This window comes from Actinoplanes sp. NPDC024001, assembly GCF_040638955.1.
In the GTDB taxonomy this organism is placed as follows: Bacteria; Actinomycetota; Actinomycetes; order Mycobacteriales; family Micromonosporaceae; genus Actinoplanes.
Genome location: NZ_JBEZZB010000223.1, coordinates 1 through 13810 on the forward strand (window position 1 = coordinate 1; position 13810 = coordinate 13810).

Genomic DNA, 13810 nt, shown 5'->3' on the forward strand with positions numbered 1-13810 from the left:
CTCCCCGAACGCCTCGTCCCAACCCTGCACCTGCTCAACCGTGACCACGTCCGGGAAACGATCCAGAACTACTCGAAGTAGTGATCCGCCGTAGCGGTACTAGGCGGCCGGGACTTCGCGTCGCTCGGGCGGCTGCGGCTTGTCGCCGCCTGGGCGGCCGGGCTTTACGTCATGTGGGCGGCTGCAGCCTGCCGCCGCATAGCGGCCGAGGGCCTGCCGCCGCTTGAGCGTTCCCGCTACCCGAGCTGCCACTGACCTTCGGCCAGCCAGTCCCCAGTCAAGAGCCGATCTTGGCGATTGCCGGTATCGGTGGGCGATCACGCTGCAGGACCCCAGGAGGATCGGTGAGCGGTCAGGTCCCTGGCTTGCTGCGATCACCCCACAAGATCGCAGCAGCATCGGCGAGCGGTCAGTTCTCCGGCTTGCTCTCAGCGAGGAAGTCGATGAGCAGCGGGTTGATCAGGTCGGGGCGCTCCAGACTGGGCAGATGGCCGGCCCAATCCAGGTGCAGGTGGCGTGCGTGGGGCAACCGCGCCGCGAGATCGGTGGCGATCTGCTGAAAATCCGGCAGGTCATGGGCGCCGGAGACGAGCAGTGTGGGCGCGGTGATCGCGCTCGGATCGGCTTCAGCGCGTGGCTGCTCGCCCTCGGCCGGTTGGTCGCCCGCTGCCGGCGGCCTGTCAGCGGCCGACTGCTCCTCGACTACCGGCGGTTCGTCAGCGGCCGGCTGCTCCCCGGCAGTTGGCTGCGTGTCAGCGGTCGGCTGCTCTTTGGGGGCTGGCTGCGTGTCAGCGGTCGGCTGCCCTTCGAGGGCTGGCTGCGTGTCAGCGGTCGGCTGGTCTTCGGGGGCTGGCTGCGTGTCCGTGACCGCCTGCTTTTCGGCGGCCAGCTGCACCTGGAACGCGTTGCGCTGCATGGCCCGCACCTGCGCCCGGACCGTCTCGTCGGCCTCCGGGCCGACCCAGAGGTCCACGTTGAGCTCGGTCGCGCCGTCGACGTCACCGGCTTCCAGCAGGGCGTCCTCCCGCTTGCCGAAGGCCCGCAGCTCGGCGCTGGGCTCGTGACCCGGCGCGGCGGTGCACAGCAGGGCGAGAGCGGTGATCCGCTCCGGCGATCGGGCGGCGAAGTCGAGCGCCACCCGGCCGCCACCGGACGAGCCGATCACGGCCAGCCGGTCGACGCCGAGGTGGCTGAGCAGGTCGGCGACGTCCTGGGTGTCGTCGTTCGGCTCGGACGGCATCGGCGTCTCCCCGTAACCGCGGAAGTCGCACCGGATCACCCGGTATCCGGCATCGCTCAGCGCGGACATCTGTGGATCCCACATCCGCCGGTCACCGACGGTCGAGTGCAGCAGCAACACAGCCGGCCCGGAGCCGGTCACATCATGAGCGAGAGTCATCGCGGTGACCCTAGCCGCCGCCCATCGGGCGCCGCACCCCGGATTCCGCGGCCTGCCGAGACCAAGTTCGTAGCCCCGTGGGCCTGGCGGCTGTCATATCCGATTCCCCGACCCGTGCCGGGCAGGAGCTCATCGTCGAGCGGGCGAGATACCGCGAGCCGAGGTTGTGGCTTTGCAGCCGTGCGCCTGGCGGCGCCCGCTGAGCCGGCGGCGTACCACATTGGCGCCGCATGATCGCAGCTCAAGGCACTGATGTGCCAATCCATGGGCGACGATCGAGGAAAGCTGGATGAATGGTGGGCATGGCCGACGAGATCACGATTCCCCTGCTCCCGTGCCCGTCCATCGACGTCATCGAGGACTTCTATCAGGCTCTCGGTTTTCACCGGACCTATCGCCAAATCCGGCCCAACCCCTACGTCGCGATGCAGCGCGACGATATCAACCTGCACTTCTTCGGCATGCCCGACTTCGACCCCGAGCAGTCCTACAGCACCTGCGCGGTTCTCGTGCCGGACATCAAGGCGCTGCACGAGCAGTTCGCCGCCGGTCTGCGTGCCCGCTACGGCCGGGTTCCGCTCTCCGGCATTCCTCGGATGACCCGCCCGCGTCCGCGGAAGAACGACGACGGGGTGACCGGTTTCGCGGTCATCGATCCGGGCGGCAACTGGATCCGGGTCAGCGCGCTGCACCGTGCGGCTGCCCCGGCCCGGACCGGCCGGCTCGCCGCCTCGATGGACAACGCGGTCGTCCTCGCCGACTCGCACGGCGACCACCGCCAGGCCGCGCGGGTCCTGGACACCGCGATCCGCAAGTACGGCCCGGGGGACGACCCGGTCGTGCTGGTTGAAGCCCTCGTCTACCGTGCCGAGCTGGCAGTCACGCTCGCCGAGCAGGAGAACGTCCGCGAGTTGCTGGCCCGGGTGGCCGCGGTGGAGTTGACCGCCGACCAGCGGGAGCGGGCCGGCGAGGCCCTGGCGAACGCCGCCGATCTGACGGCGGCCGTACAGCCGCCGAGCTGACGGCGGCCATGCGGTCGCCGAGCGGGCGGTGGTCGTGCAGTCGCCGAGCTGGCGGCGGCCATGCGGTCGCCGAGCTGGCGGTGGCCGTCCGCTGAAACCTTCGCTCAGACCGGGACGACCGCCTTGCCGGGGCTCGGTTCGCTGCGTTTGGTGTCCAGGGCCTGCCAGGCCGGAAAGAGGAACGGCGCAACCGTGACCGCCAGATAGCCGATCGCCGCGACCAGCGCGGCCGTGTGCAGGCCGAGCCGGTCGGTGGCCCAGCCGCCGAAGAAGCTGCCGAAGGGGATCCCCGCCCAGGAGACGGCGATCAGCACGCTCATCACCCGGCCGTGCATGTGCACCGGGATGCGCCGGTAGACCGACGCCAGCAGGATCGGGTTCACTGTGGACATCAGCGCGCCGGCTATCGCCGCGGTCGCCAGCACGACACCCACCCGGTCGGTGAGCGCCAGCGCCAGCAACTGGGCGGGACCGCCCAGGAAAAAGCAGATGCCCAGCGTACGGCGGCGGGGCAGACGTGGGGCCAGGACCGTGTAGAGGATGTTCCCGGCGACCGCGCCCAGCCCGAACGCGGTGCCGACCATGCCGAGCGCCGCCGGGCCGTGCGTGCTGTCGCGCACCCAGACCGGCACGAACACCGTGGCGAACGCCTGATCGAACATGTTCGTCATGAACAGCATCGACATGATGCCCAGGATCAGCCGGTCCTCGCGTACGTACCGGAAACCGCTGCGCAGCGCGGCCGCGTAGCCGGGCTCCTCGTCCTGGCCGGCCGCGACGCCGGCGGAGCCGGCCCGGACCAAGCCGCCCAGCAGCAGCGCGCACACCCCGAACGAGGCGGCATCGAAGAGCAGCACGGTGGCCGGGCCGTACGCCGCGATCAGCATCCCGGCCAGCGGCAGGCCGATCAGTGTCGACGCCCGGGACATGCCGTCATAGAGGGTGGTGCCGCGTTCGGTGGACATGCCGGACGCCGCGATGATGCGCGGCAGCAGCGCGCGTTTGGCCGCGTCACCGAACCCGCGCAGGGCGCCGGCCAGGGCGATCAGCGCGAGGAGCACGCCGAGCGACACGGTCTCGCAGTAGACGAGCACCGGGATGCCGGCGACCGCCAGCACACTCGCGGCGTCCGCGGCCACGGCGGTCGGGCGCGGGCCGACCCGGTCGACGATCGGGCCGCCGAGCAGGCCGGCCAGCACGTACGGCAGCATCTCGGCGAACCCGGCCAGCCCGGCGAGCAGGGCCGAATCGGTGCTGGTGAGCACCAGCCACGGGAGGGCGACGAAGGTGATCCGGCTGCCGAGCATCGAGATCGCCTCGGCGGTGAGCAGGACGGCCAGTTGGCGGCGGGGGGCGGCCATCGAGGTCAGGCCGGCGGTAGATGATCGATGACGTTGTAGCGGTCGAGCACCAGGGTGCCCGACGAACCGTCGAAGCGGCTGATCGACGCGTTCCGCACGCTGCCCGCCTCGGCCTCGACGGCCAGCACCTCGTCCCAGGTCAGCTGCTCGATCACGGCACGCATCATCAGCACCACCGCGTCGTGCGCCACCACGATCACCCGCCGGCCGGCGTGGTCGCGGTGCAGATCATCCAGGAAGGCCTTCAGCCGGACCGCGATGTCGGCGAACGACTCGCCGCCCGGGGGCGCGTAGTTGTACTCGCCCGCCTCGGCCCGCCGGGCCGCCTCACCGGGGAAACGGTCCGCGACCGCGGCCCGGGTCATCAGTTCCAGCTCACCCATCAGCCGGTCCACGAGCCGGTCGTCGGTGACCGGATCCGGCAGGTCCAGCCCTGACGATTCGGCCGCTATCCGCCACGTCTCCCGCGCCCGCAGATAAGGCGAGGTGATCGCCACCTGTGGACGGTGCTCCTCGGGAAGCGCGGCCAGCCAGGTGCCGACGGCCTTGGCCTGCTCCTCCCCGGTCTCGGTGAGGGGTACCTCCGCGTCCCGTCCGCTGACCTCCGCCTCCAGGAGGCCCTGCGCGTCCGCGGCGGGGAAGGCGACATTGGCCAGGCTCTGCCCGTGCCGGACCAGAATCAGTTCAGCGACCATGATCGGACCCTATCGAGAGTGGCCGCTACCGGTCACGCTTCGGGGTCGGCAAGGAGCACGATGTGATCAATTCCCGGCCAGATATTGAGTAGCCCCGGCCGGGCATGGGCAGGATGATGACCCGGTGACCACGCTGAAGCCTTTCCTCGCCGTCTCTGTCGCTGTGGCCGATCGGGCCGCGCGACAGCAGGCGGCCGTCGACCGATCGGCGGTTCTGCAGCAGCGGTCATGAGCGGGGCGTTCCTGGCCGGCGTCGTCGCCGGCTATGGCATCGCTGTGCCCGTCGGCGCCATCGCGGTGCTGATCGCGGGTCTCAGCGCACGCACCTCGTTGCGGGTCGGAGCGGCCGCCGGTCTGGGCGCGGCCACCGCCGACGGTCTTTACGCCCTGGTCGCCGTCGCGGGCGGCGCCGCTGTCGCCGGTCTGATCGCGCCGATCGCCACGCCGCTGCGCTGGGTGGGCGCCGCTGTCCTGCTCGGGCTCGCCGGCTGGACCGCCTGGGGCGCGATCCGCAGCCGTGGGGTGACCGAGCGGACCGAGCGCCCGACGACCCCGCTGCGCGCTTACGCCGGGATCCTCGGCCTCACCCTGCTCAACCCGGCCACCGTCGTCTATTTCGCCGCGCTGGTGCTCGGCAGCGGCGGCGCCGGGGGCGGCGTGTGGTTCGTGGCCGGCGCCTTCCTGGCCTCGGCGAGCTGGCAACTGCTGATCGCCGGCGGCGGTTCGCTGATCGGGCGGGTGCTCACCGGCGAGCGCGGCCGCCTGATCACCGCCCTGGTGTCCAGTGCCGTGATCGCTGTGCTCGCCGTGCGACTGGTGACGTCATAGGTGCTTGGCGGCCTCCCGGACGGAGAGCGGGGAGAGCCGCCCGGCCTGCTCGGCGAGGAACGCCCGGACCGCCTCAGGGTCGGTCCGGGCGAACTGCCGCAACGCCCAGCCGATCGCCTTGCGCACGAAGAAGTCGGGATGACCGGCCTGCGCCGCGCAGTAACCGAACAGCCGGGCGGTGTCGGTCTCGGCGCCGTAGTGGAGCTGGTGCAGGATCGCTGTCCGCACCAGCCACATGTCGTCGGCGGTGGACCACTCGTCCATCCGCTTCAGCAGGGCTCGGTGCCGGGTCACCAGCCCGCCGACCACCCGGGTGGCGAGTGGGTCCACAGTGTCCCACCAGGACTTCGTGGTGATCAGCTCGGCGAGGGTGGCGAGGAAATCCGGCCCGGGGACGCCGCCGTGGGCGATCAGGTAGTCGCAGGCGAACTGCTGGAACTCCCGCTCGTCACGGGCCCAGCAGGCGAGCGCGATCTCCCGCAGGTCGCTCTCGGATGGCTTGGGCAACCCGGCCAGCGCGCTGCGGGCCAGCGAGCGGCGCAGTGGCGCGGTGAGGCCCAGGAACGGGAACTAATCCCGCATGTAGGCGGCCGCGCCCACCGCCCGCACCGGATCACGGCCCGACTCGAAGGCGGTGGTGAGGCGCTCCAGCAGGATCCCGGCGAGGTCCGTCATGGGGGCGATCCTGCCACCGTAGTCTGACAAGAATGGGCGAACGAGCGGCTGCAGGCGGCGGGAAGTGGGTGGACGTCGCACCGGAGCGGCTGCCCCGATGGCTGGAGAACTTCGCGACGCGGCACGGGCCGTACCGGGAAGAGGGGTTGACCTTGATCGCCGCCGACGGCGCGTCGGCGACGCTGCAGGCGCCGCCCGGCGCGGGCCCGGCTTCGGCCGTGACCGATCTGATCGCCGCGGCGCAGGCGCCGCGGCGGCTGGGCCTGCTGCTGGCGCGCAAGGGCGCGGTCGCCGTCGGCGTGGCCGACGGACCGAACCTGATCACTTCCAAGGTGGACACGCACTACGTGCAGGGCCGGACGGCGGCGGGCGGCTGGTCGCAGCAGCGCTTCGCGCGCCGCCGCGACAACCAGGCCAAGGCCGCGGCAGCCGACGGCGCCGGCATCGTGGCCCGCATTCTTCTTCCCGAGGTACGCAGGATGACCGCGCTGGTGGCCGGTGGTGACCGGGCGGCCGTCGACGCGATCCTCGCGACTGCGCAGCTGGCGCCGGTGGCCGCGCTGCGTGCCGGAAGACTGCTGGACGTGCCGGAGCCGCGGCACGCGGTGCTGGTCACCGCGGTGGCCGCGGCTCGCGCGGTCCCGATCCTGATCCGTGAGCCGGCCTAGCTGACCGCGCCCGCCTTGAAGGTGTCGCACTGCTTCGGGTCGCCGGAGTCGTAGCCGACCCGGAACCACTGCTGGCGCTGCGCGGACGAGCCGTGGGTGAACTGCTCCGGGTTGACCTTGCCGCCGCCCCGCTGCTGGAGCGTGTCGTCACCGATCTGCCCGGCGGCCTGGATGCCCTCCTGGATGTCCTGCTCGGTGAGGCTCGTGAAGATCTTGTCGCCGTCCGCGTCGGTGGTGTTCGCCGCGGCGTTGGCCCACGCGCCGGCGTAGCAGTCGGCCTGCAGTTCCAGCTTCACCGACTCCTGGTTCGCCGACTCCGGGTCGCGCTGCTGCCGGCGGCGCATCTCCGCCTCGGTGCCCAGCACGTCCTGCACGTGGTGGCCGTATTCGTGGGCGAGCACGTAGGGCTGGGCGAACTCACCCGGCGCGCCGAGCTGCTTGGCCAGCACCTGGTAGAAGGAGAGGTCGATGTACACCGAGTCGTCCGCGGGGCAGTAGAACGGCCCGACACCCGAGTCGGCGCTGCCGCAGGCGGTGTTCACCCCGCCCTCGAAGATGTTCGTGTCGGCCGGCTGGTACTGCTCGCCGAACGACTTCGGCAGCTGGTCCCGCCAGTACGCCTGGATCGAGTTGACGTAGAGCGCGTTGCGGCACTCCAGGTGCTGCAGGGCGTTCTCCTGCTCACACTGCGCCAGCGAGGAGGAGGGCTGGCTGTCGCCGCCACCGCCCATCGTGTTGATCCCGAAGTAGCCGCCGACCAGCGCGATCACCAGAGTGACCACGACACCGGCCAGGCCGCCGCCACCGATGGGCAGCCCGCCGATGCCGCCGCCCGAACCCCGCCGGTCGTTGACCTGACTGGTGTCGATGTCGGCGCGTTCGTTGAGTTCCATCTCGTCCCACCTTCGCCACGGTTGCCCGGCGAGTACCCGTTGATCTTGTGAATTAATCGGGTGGGAGTGCCATCGGAGTGCCCGGTACTATGGCCGGGTGCTGCTCTGCGAAGGCTGACCTGCCCCGGCGCCGACCATCCCGCTTGATGGCCGGCGCTTTATTGCGCCCTGAGTCAGCCCGATCACCGAGAGCGAGAGTTTGTCATGATCACCGCCACCGGACTGGAACTTCGCGCCGGCGCGCGCATTCTGCTCTCCCCGACCACCCTGCGGGTGCAGCCCGGCGACCGGATCGGCCTGGTCGGCCGTAACGGCGCGGGCAAGACCACCACGCTGAAGGTGCTGGCCGGCGAGGGTATTCCGTACGCGGGAACCGTCGAGCGGACCAGCGAGATCGGCTACCTCCCGCAGGACCCGCGCACCGGCGACCTGAACGTGACCGGCCGCGACCGGGTCCTCTCCGCCCGCGGCCTGGACTCGATCCTCGCCGAGATGCAGAAACTCGAGGTCGAGCTCGAGGAGAGCGGCGACGAGAAGCTGGTCCGGCGTTACGGCCAGCTGGAGGACCAGTTCTCCGCCCTGGGTGGTTACGGCGCGGAGGCCGAGGCGGCCCGGATCTGCGCGAACCTGGGGCTGCCCGACCGGGCCCTGGCCCAGACGATCGGCACCCTGTCCGGCGGTCAGCGCCGCCGCATCGAGCTGGCCCGCATCCTGTTCGCCAACTCCGGGCAGAACGGCAAGGGCATCCTGCTGCTCGACGAGCCCACCAACCACCTCGACCAGGACTCGATCGCCTGGCTGCGCGGTTACATGGCGCAGCACAAGGGCGGCCTCATCGTGATCAGCCACGACGTCGAGCTGCTGGACGCCGCGGTCAACAAGGTGTGGTATCTCGACGCCAACCGCTCGGTCGTCGACATGTACAACATGGGCTGGAAGACGTATCTGGAGGCCCGGGAGACCGACGAGCGCCGCCGCCGGCGCGAGCGGGCCAACGCGGAGAAGAAGGCCGGCGCCCTGATGGCCCAGGCCGACAAGATGCGGGCGAAGGCGACGAAGACGGTCGCCGCGCAGAACATGGCCCGCCGTGCCGAGAAGCTTCTCGGTGGTCTGGAGGAGACGCGCGTCTCCGACAAGGTGGCGAAGGTGCGGTTCCCGAGCCCCGCCCCGTGCGGCAAGACCCCGCTCACCGCGACCGGCCTGTCGAAGTCGTACGGCTCGCTGGAGATCTTCACCGACGTCAGCGTGGCCGTGGACCGGGGTTCCCGGGTGGCCATCCTCGGCCTGAACGGCGCCGGCAAGACCACCCTGCTGCGGATGCTGGGCGGCCTGTTGGAGCCGGACACCGGCGAGGTGCGCGCGGGCCACGGCCTGCGCCTGGGTTACTACGCTCAGGAGCACGAGACGCTCGACGTGGACCGCACGATCCTGGAGCACATGCGCAGCGCCGGTTCCGAGCAGACCGACACCGAGCTGCGGAAGATCCTGGGCGCCTTCCTCTTCTCCGGCGACGACGTGGACAAGCCCGCCGGTGTGCTCTCCGGTGGGGAGAAGACCCGGCTGGCGCTGGCCACTCTGGTCTGTTCCGGTGCCAACGTGCTCCTGCTGGACGAGCCGACCAACAACCTGGACCCGGTGAGCCGCGAGCAGGTGCTCGACGCCATCGCCAACTATCCGGGCGCGATCGTGCTGGTCACGCACGACGCCGGCTGTGTGCAGGCGCTCAAGCCGGACCGCGCGATCCTGCTGCCCGACGGCGACGAGGACGCGTGGAGCGACGATCTGCTGGAGCTCGTCGAGCTCGCTTGAGCCTTCTCAGGCGGCTGAACGAGGCCATCGTCAGTTGTCAACTGGTGCCCACACAGACAGTGCGATGTTCGGGCGTTTGGGGGCAGGTCGGGCGCACCGGCCCCCGCGGGCCGCTAACCCCACGGAGCGATCTCGTCACTCTCCGGAGCGGTCACCGTCCCCACCTGCGGGTTGCCTCGATCGAGTGTTTCCGCAGGTGATCGATGGTCTTGGCGAAGGCGTGGGCGTCGGGTGGCCGGCGCCGAATTGCCGCGCACCGTGCTGACGACAAAGTGTCTGACATTGATGCCTGTGGTAACCGTCAAGTTCCTGACAGTAATAAATGGGCACGTTCACGCGTGCCGGATACCTGGCGCATGATCGTTGGAGACGGTGTAATAGGTGGGACCGTATCTGACCGCACTGTCTGCGACGTGAGGATTCAAGATGGCAGCCACTGGCACAGCTACCAGTACTGAGAAGGGTCGTCGAATCGTCGGTAGCGAGCGGCAGTCGCTCGCCAAGGACCTGGTGAAGCGATACACCTCCGGCGAGAGCATCCGCGCGCTGGCCGCTTCCACCGGGCGCTCCTACGGATTCGTCCACCGGGTGCTCACCGAATCGGGCGTTCAGTTGCGCCAGCGTGGCGGCGCTCGCCGCCGCAAGAAGGCGTGACGTCCGTCCGCGCCGAGCCGGGAAACGCCGACGACGTAGGCGTTCGCTACGAACAGGACGGGCCGGTCGCGACGGTGACGTTGTGCCGGCCCGACGTTCTCAATGCCCAGACTCCAGCCATGTGGACGGAGCTCGGCGACATTTCAAGGAAATTACCGGGTGACGTCCGCGTCGTCATTGTCCGGGGCGAGGGACGTGCGTTTTCCGCCGGCCTGGATCTGTCGGTCGCGCGCGGCGACGGCGATTCTTCGCTGGCCCGGTTGGCACAGTTGTCCGCCTCGGAGTGCGCGGATCAGATTGCCGTGTTCCAGTCCGCGTTCACCTGGTTGCGGAGTCCGTCCATTGTGACGATCGCCGCGGTGCAAGGGCATGCGATCGGGGCCGGCTTCCAACTCGCGCTGAACTGCGACATGCGAGTTCTCGCGGACGACGCGCGGTTCTCGATGGCCGAGGTCGCCCTCGGACTGGTGCCCGATCTGGGCGGGACCAAACGGCTCACCGAGCTGGTCGGTCCGTCCCGGGCACTGGAGATCTGCGTCACCGGCCGGCGGCTCGCGGCGGACGAGGCGGACCGGATCGGCCTGGCCACCGCCGTGGTGCCCCGGGCCGAGCTGGACGCGGCGGTCGCCGACCTGGCCGCGGCGGTGCTGGCCGGCGATGCCGGTGCGGTCACCGAGATCAAGGCCCTGCTCACCGGTGCGCCCTCGCGGACGTACGCCGAGCAGGACCGGGCCGAACGAGAAGCCCAGACCCGGCGGCTCAGCGATCTGCTGGGCAGCGGGGAGTAGCGTCTCGACCTCCCGGGTTGTTGTCGTACCCACGAGGCAGACTTTGAGCTGTCCGTCGACGACGTCCCGGGAGGTGACGCATGTCCATGCCGAGCTGGAGCATGCTGCGTTCGATCCAGAACTCGGATCGAGTCCGTGAGCACCAGATCCGGCAGGGCACCGCCCGGCGGATCGTGCGGTTCGCCCAGCCCTACCGGCGGGACATCGCGGTCTTCCTGGTGACCGTCGTGATCGCGGCCGGCATCGGGGTCGCCACGCCACTGCTCGCCGGCCACGTCATCAACGCGATCACCGGCGGTGGTCCGGGCGCGGGTGACACGGTGGTGCGCCTCGCCCTGCTGATCGCCGGTCTGGCGGTCGCCGACGCCCTGCTCTCCCTGGCCCAGCGGTGGTATTCCGCGCGCATCGGCGAGGGCATCATCCTCGACCTGCGCACCCGGGTCTACGACCACGTCCAGCGCATGCCGTTGCAGTTCTTCACCCGCACGCAGACCGGCGCGCTGGTGAGCCGGCTCAACAACGACGTGGTGGGCGCCCAGCGGGCCTTCACCTCGACGCTGTCCGGCGTGCTGAGCAACGTCATCCAGCTGGTGCTCACCGCGGTGGTCATGTTCAGCCTCTCCTGGCCGATCACCGTGCTGTCGCTGCTCCTGCTGCCGGTCTTCATCATCCCGGCCCGCCGGGTCGGCAAACGGCTCGCCGAGATCACCCGCGAGTCCTACAACCTCGACGCGAAGATGAACGCGACGATGACCGAGCGCTTCAACGTCTCCGGCGCGCTGCTGGTCAAGCTCTTCGGCCGTCCAGATGCCGAGGCCGGCCGGTTCGGTGATCGCGCCGCCCGGGTCCGGGACATCGGCGTGCAGCAGGCGATGTACTCGCGGACCTTCTTCGTCGCGATGCTGCTGGTCGCGTCGCTCGCGCAGGCCTTGACGTACGGGTTGGGTGGCTGGCTGGCCGTCCGCGGCGAGGTCTCGGCCGGCACCGTCGTCACCCTGGCCCTGCTGCTCACCCGGCTCTACGGTCCGCTCACCGCGCTGAGCAACGTGCGGGTCGACGTGATGAGCGCGCTGGTCTCCTTCGACCGGGTCTTCGAGGTGCTCGACCTCAAACCGGGCATCGCCGAGAAACCGGATGCCACCCCCATCCCGGCCGGCGCCGGCCGGATCGAGTTCCGGGACGTGCGGTTCCGCTATCCGAGCGCCGACGAGGTCTCGCTCGCCACCCTGGAGGACGTCGTCACCCTCGACCGGACGGAGAACGCGACGGTGCTCGACGGCCTCGACTTCACCGTCGAGCCGGGGCAGATGGTGGCGCTCGTCGGCCCCTCCGGCGCGGGCAAGTCGACCACGTCGATGCTGGTCTCCCGGGTCTACGACGTGACCGGCGGGGCGGTGCTGATCGGCGGTGTCGACGTGCGGGACGCGACGCTGGAGTCGCTGCGCGACACGGTCGGTGTGGTCACCCAGGACTCGCACCTGTTCCACGAGAGCATCGCCGAGAACCTGCGTTACGCCCGGCCCGACGCCACCGAGGAGCAGATGTGGGACGCCCTGGCCGGGGCGCGGATCGCCGGGCTGGTGCGGGCACTGCCCGACGGGCTGGACACCGTGGTGGGGGAGCGCGGCTACCGGTTCTCCGGCGGTGAGAAACAGCGCATCGCGATCGCCCGGCTGCTGATCAAGCAGCCGTCGATCGTGATCCTCGACGAGGCGACCGCCCACCTGGACAGCGAGTCCGAGGCGGCGGTGCAGCGGGCCCTCGCCGAGGCGCTGCGCGGCCGGACCGCGCTGGTGATCGCGCACCGGCTCTCCACGATCCGCGAGGCCGACCAGATCCTGGTGCTGGACCAGGGGCGCATCGTCGAGCGCGGCCGGCACGAGGAGCTGGTCGCGGCCGGTGGGCTCTACTCCGAGCTGTACCGGACACAGTTCGCGGTGAGCCCACCACGGTTCGGCGACGACGTGGAGATCGTGACGGTGCCGTCGACGACCGTGGAGCCGTGATGGAGTTCCTGATCCTGATCGCCGTGGTGGCCGTGCTGCTCACCGCGTTGACGCGGTTCGCCGGGTGGGCCCGCCGCAAAGGTATCGGTGGTGGCCTGATGGGGCCGATCGACGAGGCGTGGCATCCGTCGGCCGACCGGTTCCGGCGGGAGACCGCGATTCACGAGCAGCGCGTCCTGCCACCCCGGCCCGGTGACGACCGGGACCGGCCGTAAATCGGTGTCCACTGTGTTCTCGGCGGCCTAGGTTCGCGGGATGGAGATGGTTGCGCGTAACCCAGTGCAGGGCGTTTACCCGGCCACCGACGACTACGTCCATGCCATGGAGGTCCGCGGTGCGCAGCGGATGCTCTTCATCTCGGGCACGATGGGCCTCGACCCCGGCGGCAAACCCGGTGCGACCCTCACCGAGCAGCTGGCACTCGTGTGGGACAACATCCGGGCCATCCTGGCCTCGGCCGGGATGAGCGTGGACAACATCGTGCGCCAGACCAGTTACCTGCGCGACAAGGCCTACGCGGAGGAGAACGCGGCGGCCCGGGTGGCGGCACTCGGCGGGCGCCGGATCCCGACCACCGCGATCGTCGTGCAGACCCTGGAGGACGACTGGCTGATCGAGCTGGAGATCGTCGCGGCGGGGTGAGGGGTCAGCGCTCCACCGCGGATCGCAGCGCGGCGAACTCGCGGGACAGGTCGGCGAGCTGGAAGTGGGCGTTCAGGCCGCTCGGGTTGGGCAGCACCCACACCGGGACGCCGGCGATCGTCTCCGGCTGCGGGCCGATTCGCGCCTTGGGGCGGGCGAAGGCGGTGCGGTAAGCGGTCACACCCAGCACTGCGATGTGGCGGGGCGCTGTTCGGCGTACCAGATCGGTCAGAAGCTTGCCGCCGGCGACCAGTTCGTCGGCGGTGAGCTCGTCGGGGGGGGGCGGGGGCCGCGCGGCGGCGGTGGGGATTGCCAGGCCGAGGCCGGGGCGGAGATTCTGGTCCCTAGGATGGAGCAACCGGGCGGTGGA

15 protein-coding genes are annotated in these 13810 nt (G+C 70.4%); 9 read left to right on the forward strand and 6 right to left on the reverse strand.

What is annotated here, in order from left to right; translation table 11 throughout:
- Positions 1 to 409 precede the first annotated feature (409 nt).
- Entirely contained in the window at positions 410 to 1399 is a 990-nt protein-coding gene (locus tag AB0F81_RS46385; protein WP_360209963.1) for an alpha/beta fold hydrolase, read from the reverse strand.
- A gap of 302 nt (positions 1400 to 1701) precedes the next feature.
- Between AB0F81_RS46385 and AB0F81_RS46390 the strand changes: the two genes are divergently transcribed.
- Positions 1702 to 2421, forward strand: a complete 720-nt coding sequence (locus AB0F81_RS46390) for a VOC family protein (RefSeq protein WP_360209965.1) — start codon at positions 1702 to 1704, stop codon at positions 2419 to 2421.
- Positions 2422 to 2525: 104 nt separating this feature from the next.
- On the opposite strand, the gene AB0F81_RS46395 is transcribed toward AB0F81_RS46390, so the two are convergent.
- The gene (locus AB0F81_RS46395; RefSeq protein ID WP_360209967.1) at positions 2526 to 3782 is read right to left on the reverse strand and encodes an MFS transporter; all 1257 of its coding nucleotides are present in this window, start codon (positions 3780 to 3782) and stop codon (positions 2526 to 2528) included.
- Between the two features lie 5 nt (positions 3783 to 3787).
- Entirely contained in the window at positions 3788 to 4477 is a 690-nt protein-coding gene (locus AB0F81_RS46400; RefSeq protein ID WP_360209969.1) for a histidine phosphatase family protein, read from the reverse strand.
- 228 nt (positions 4478 to 4705) lie between these two features.
- Here AB0F81_RS46400 and AB0F81_RS46405 point away from each other — a divergent pair, with 228 nt between their 5' ends.
- The gene (locus AB0F81_RS46405; RefSeq protein ID WP_360209971.1) at positions 4706 to 5305 is read left to right on the forward strand and encodes a LysE family transporter; all 600 of its coding nucleotides are present in this window, start codon (positions 4706 to 4708) and stop codon (positions 5303 to 5305) included.
- On the opposite strand, the gene AB0F81_RS46410 is transcribed toward AB0F81_RS46405, so the two are convergent.
- On the reverse strand, positions 5300 to 5866 hold the full coding sequence (locus AB0F81_RS46410) for a DNA alkylation repair protein (RefSeq protein WP_360209988.1): 567 nt from the start codon (positions 5864 to 5866) through the stop codon (positions 5300 to 5302). The genes AB0F81_RS46405 and AB0F81_RS46410 overlap by 6 nt on opposite strands.
- A 146-nt stretch (positions 5867 to 6012) precedes the next feature.
- On the opposite strand from AB0F81_RS46410, the gene AB0F81_RS46415 reads away from it, so the two are divergent.
- The gene (locus AB0F81_RS46415; RefSeq protein WP_360209973.1) at positions 6013 to 6648 is read left to right on the forward strand and encodes an acVLRF1 family peptidyl-tRNA hydrolase; all 636 of its coding nucleotides are present in this window, start codon (positions 6013 to 6015) and stop codon (positions 6646 to 6648) included.
- Here the strand turns inward: AB0F81_RS46415 and AB0F81_RS46420 are convergent.
- Positions 6645 to 7541, reverse strand: coding sequence for a neutral zinc metallopeptidase (locus tag AB0F81_RS46420; RefSeq protein ID WP_360209975.1), 897 nt, complete (start codon positions 7539 to 7541; stop codon positions 6645 to 6647). The two genes, AB0F81_RS46415 and AB0F81_RS46420, sit on opposite strands and share 4 nt — an antisense overlap.
- Before the next feature lie 204 nt (positions 7542 to 7745).
- Between AB0F81_RS46420 and AB0F81_RS46425 the strand changes: the two genes are divergently transcribed.
- The 6 genes from AB0F81_RS46425 to AB0F81_RS46450 all read left to right on the forward strand — a co-directional run bounded on the left by AB0F81_RS46425 (position 7746) and on the right by AB0F81_RS46450 (position 13440).
- Positions 7746 to 9350: an ABC-F family ATP-binding cassette domain-containing protein gene (locus tag AB0F81_RS46425; protein ID WP_360209977.1), complete on the forward strand. Its 1605-nt coding sequence runs from the start codon at positions 7746 to 7748 to the stop codon at positions 9348 to 9350.
- 426 nt (positions 9351 to 9776) lie between these two features.
- Positions 9777 to 10004, forward strand: coding sequence for a helix-turn-helix domain-containing protein (locus tag AB0F81_RS46430; RefSeq protein ID WP_014441759.1), 228 nt, complete (start codon positions 9777 to 9779; stop codon positions 10002 to 10004).
- Complete coding sequence (locus AB0F81_RS46435; protein ID WP_360209980.1) at positions 10001 to 10792, forward strand: enoyl-CoA hydratase/isomerase family protein; 792 nt, start codon at positions 10001 to 10003, stop codon at positions 10790 to 10792. The genes AB0F81_RS46430 and AB0F81_RS46435 overlap by 4 nt, the downstream gene beginning before the upstream one ends.
- A gap of 86 nt (positions 10793 to 10878) precedes the next feature.
- Complete coding sequence (locus tag AB0F81_RS46440; protein ID WP_360209990.1) at positions 10879 to 12798, forward strand: ABC transporter ATP-binding protein; 1920 nt, start codon at positions 10879 to 10881, stop codon at positions 12796 to 12798.
- Positions 12798 to 13013 carry a hypothetical protein gene (locus AB0F81_RS46445; RefSeq protein ID WP_360209982.1) on the forward strand — a complete coding sequence of 72 codons (216 nt, stop codon included), beginning with the start codon at positions 12798 to 12800 and terminating at the stop codon, positions 13011 to 13013. Before AB0F81_RS46440 ends, AB0F81_RS46445 begins: the two co-directional genes overlap by 1 nt.
- Before the next feature lie 40 nt (positions 13014 to 13053).
- Positions 13054 to 13440: a RidA family protein gene (locus AB0F81_RS46450; RefSeq protein ID WP_360209984.1), complete on the forward strand. Its 387-nt coding sequence runs from the start codon at positions 13054 to 13056 to the stop codon at positions 13438 to 13440.
- Between the two features lie 4 nt (positions 13441 to 13444).
- Here the strand turns inward: AB0F81_RS46450 and AB0F81_RS46455 are convergent.
- The coding region (locus tag AB0F81_RS46455) for a uracil-DNA glycosylase family protein (RefSeq protein WP_360209986.1) at positions 13445 to 13810 on the reverse strand (366 nt) is incomplete at its 5' end.

Coding starts and splice junctions, on each gene's coding strand:
- AB0F81_RS46400 (WP_360209969.1), bottom strand. CDS start 4,477: ATGGTCGCTGAACTGATTCTGGTCCGGCACGGGCAGAGCCTGGCCAAT.
- AB0F81_RS46390 (WP_360209965.1), top strand. CDS start 1,702: ATGGCCGACGAGATCACGATTCCCCTGCTCCCGTGCCCGTCCATCGAC.
- AB0F81_RS46425 (WP_360209977.1), top strand. CDS start 7,746: ATGATCACCGCCACCGGACTGGAACTTCGCGCCGGCGCGCGCATTCTG.
- AB0F81_RS46395 (WP_360209967.1), bottom strand. CDS start 3,782: ATGGCCGCCCCCCGCCGCCAACTGGCCGTCCTGCTCACCGCCGAGGCG.
- AB0F81_RS46420 (WP_360209975.1), bottom strand. CDS start 7,541: ATGGAACTCAACGAACGCGCCGACATCGACACCAGTCAGGTCAACGAC.
- AB0F81_RS46450 (WP_360209984.1), top strand. CDS start 13,054: ATGGAGATGGTTGCGCGTAACCCAGTGCAGGGCGTTTACCCGGCCACC.
- AB0F81_RS46440 (WP_360209990.1), top strand. CDS start 10,879: ATGCCGAGCTGGAGCATGCTGCGTTCGATCCAGAACTCGGATCGAGTC.
- AB0F81_RS46385 (WP_360209963.1), bottom strand. CDS start 1,399: ATGACTCTCGCTCATGATGTGACCGGCTCCGGGCCGGCTGTGTTGCTG.
- AB0F81_RS46445 (WP_360209982.1), top strand. CDS start 12,798: ATGGAGTTCCTGATCCTGATCGCCGTGGTGGCCGTGCTGCTCACCGCG.
- AB0F81_RS46405 (WP_360209971.1), top strand. CDS start 4,706: ATGAGCGGGGCGTTCCTGGCCGGCGTCGTCGCCGGCTATGGCATCGCT.
- AB0F81_RS46415 (WP_360209973.1), top strand. CDS start 6,013: ATGGGCGAACGAGCGGCTGCAGGCGGCGGGAAGTGGGTGGACGTCGCA.
- AB0F81_RS46430 (WP_014441759.1), top strand. CDS start 9,777: ATGGCAGCCACTGGCACAGCTACCAGTACTGAGAAGGGTCGTCGAATC.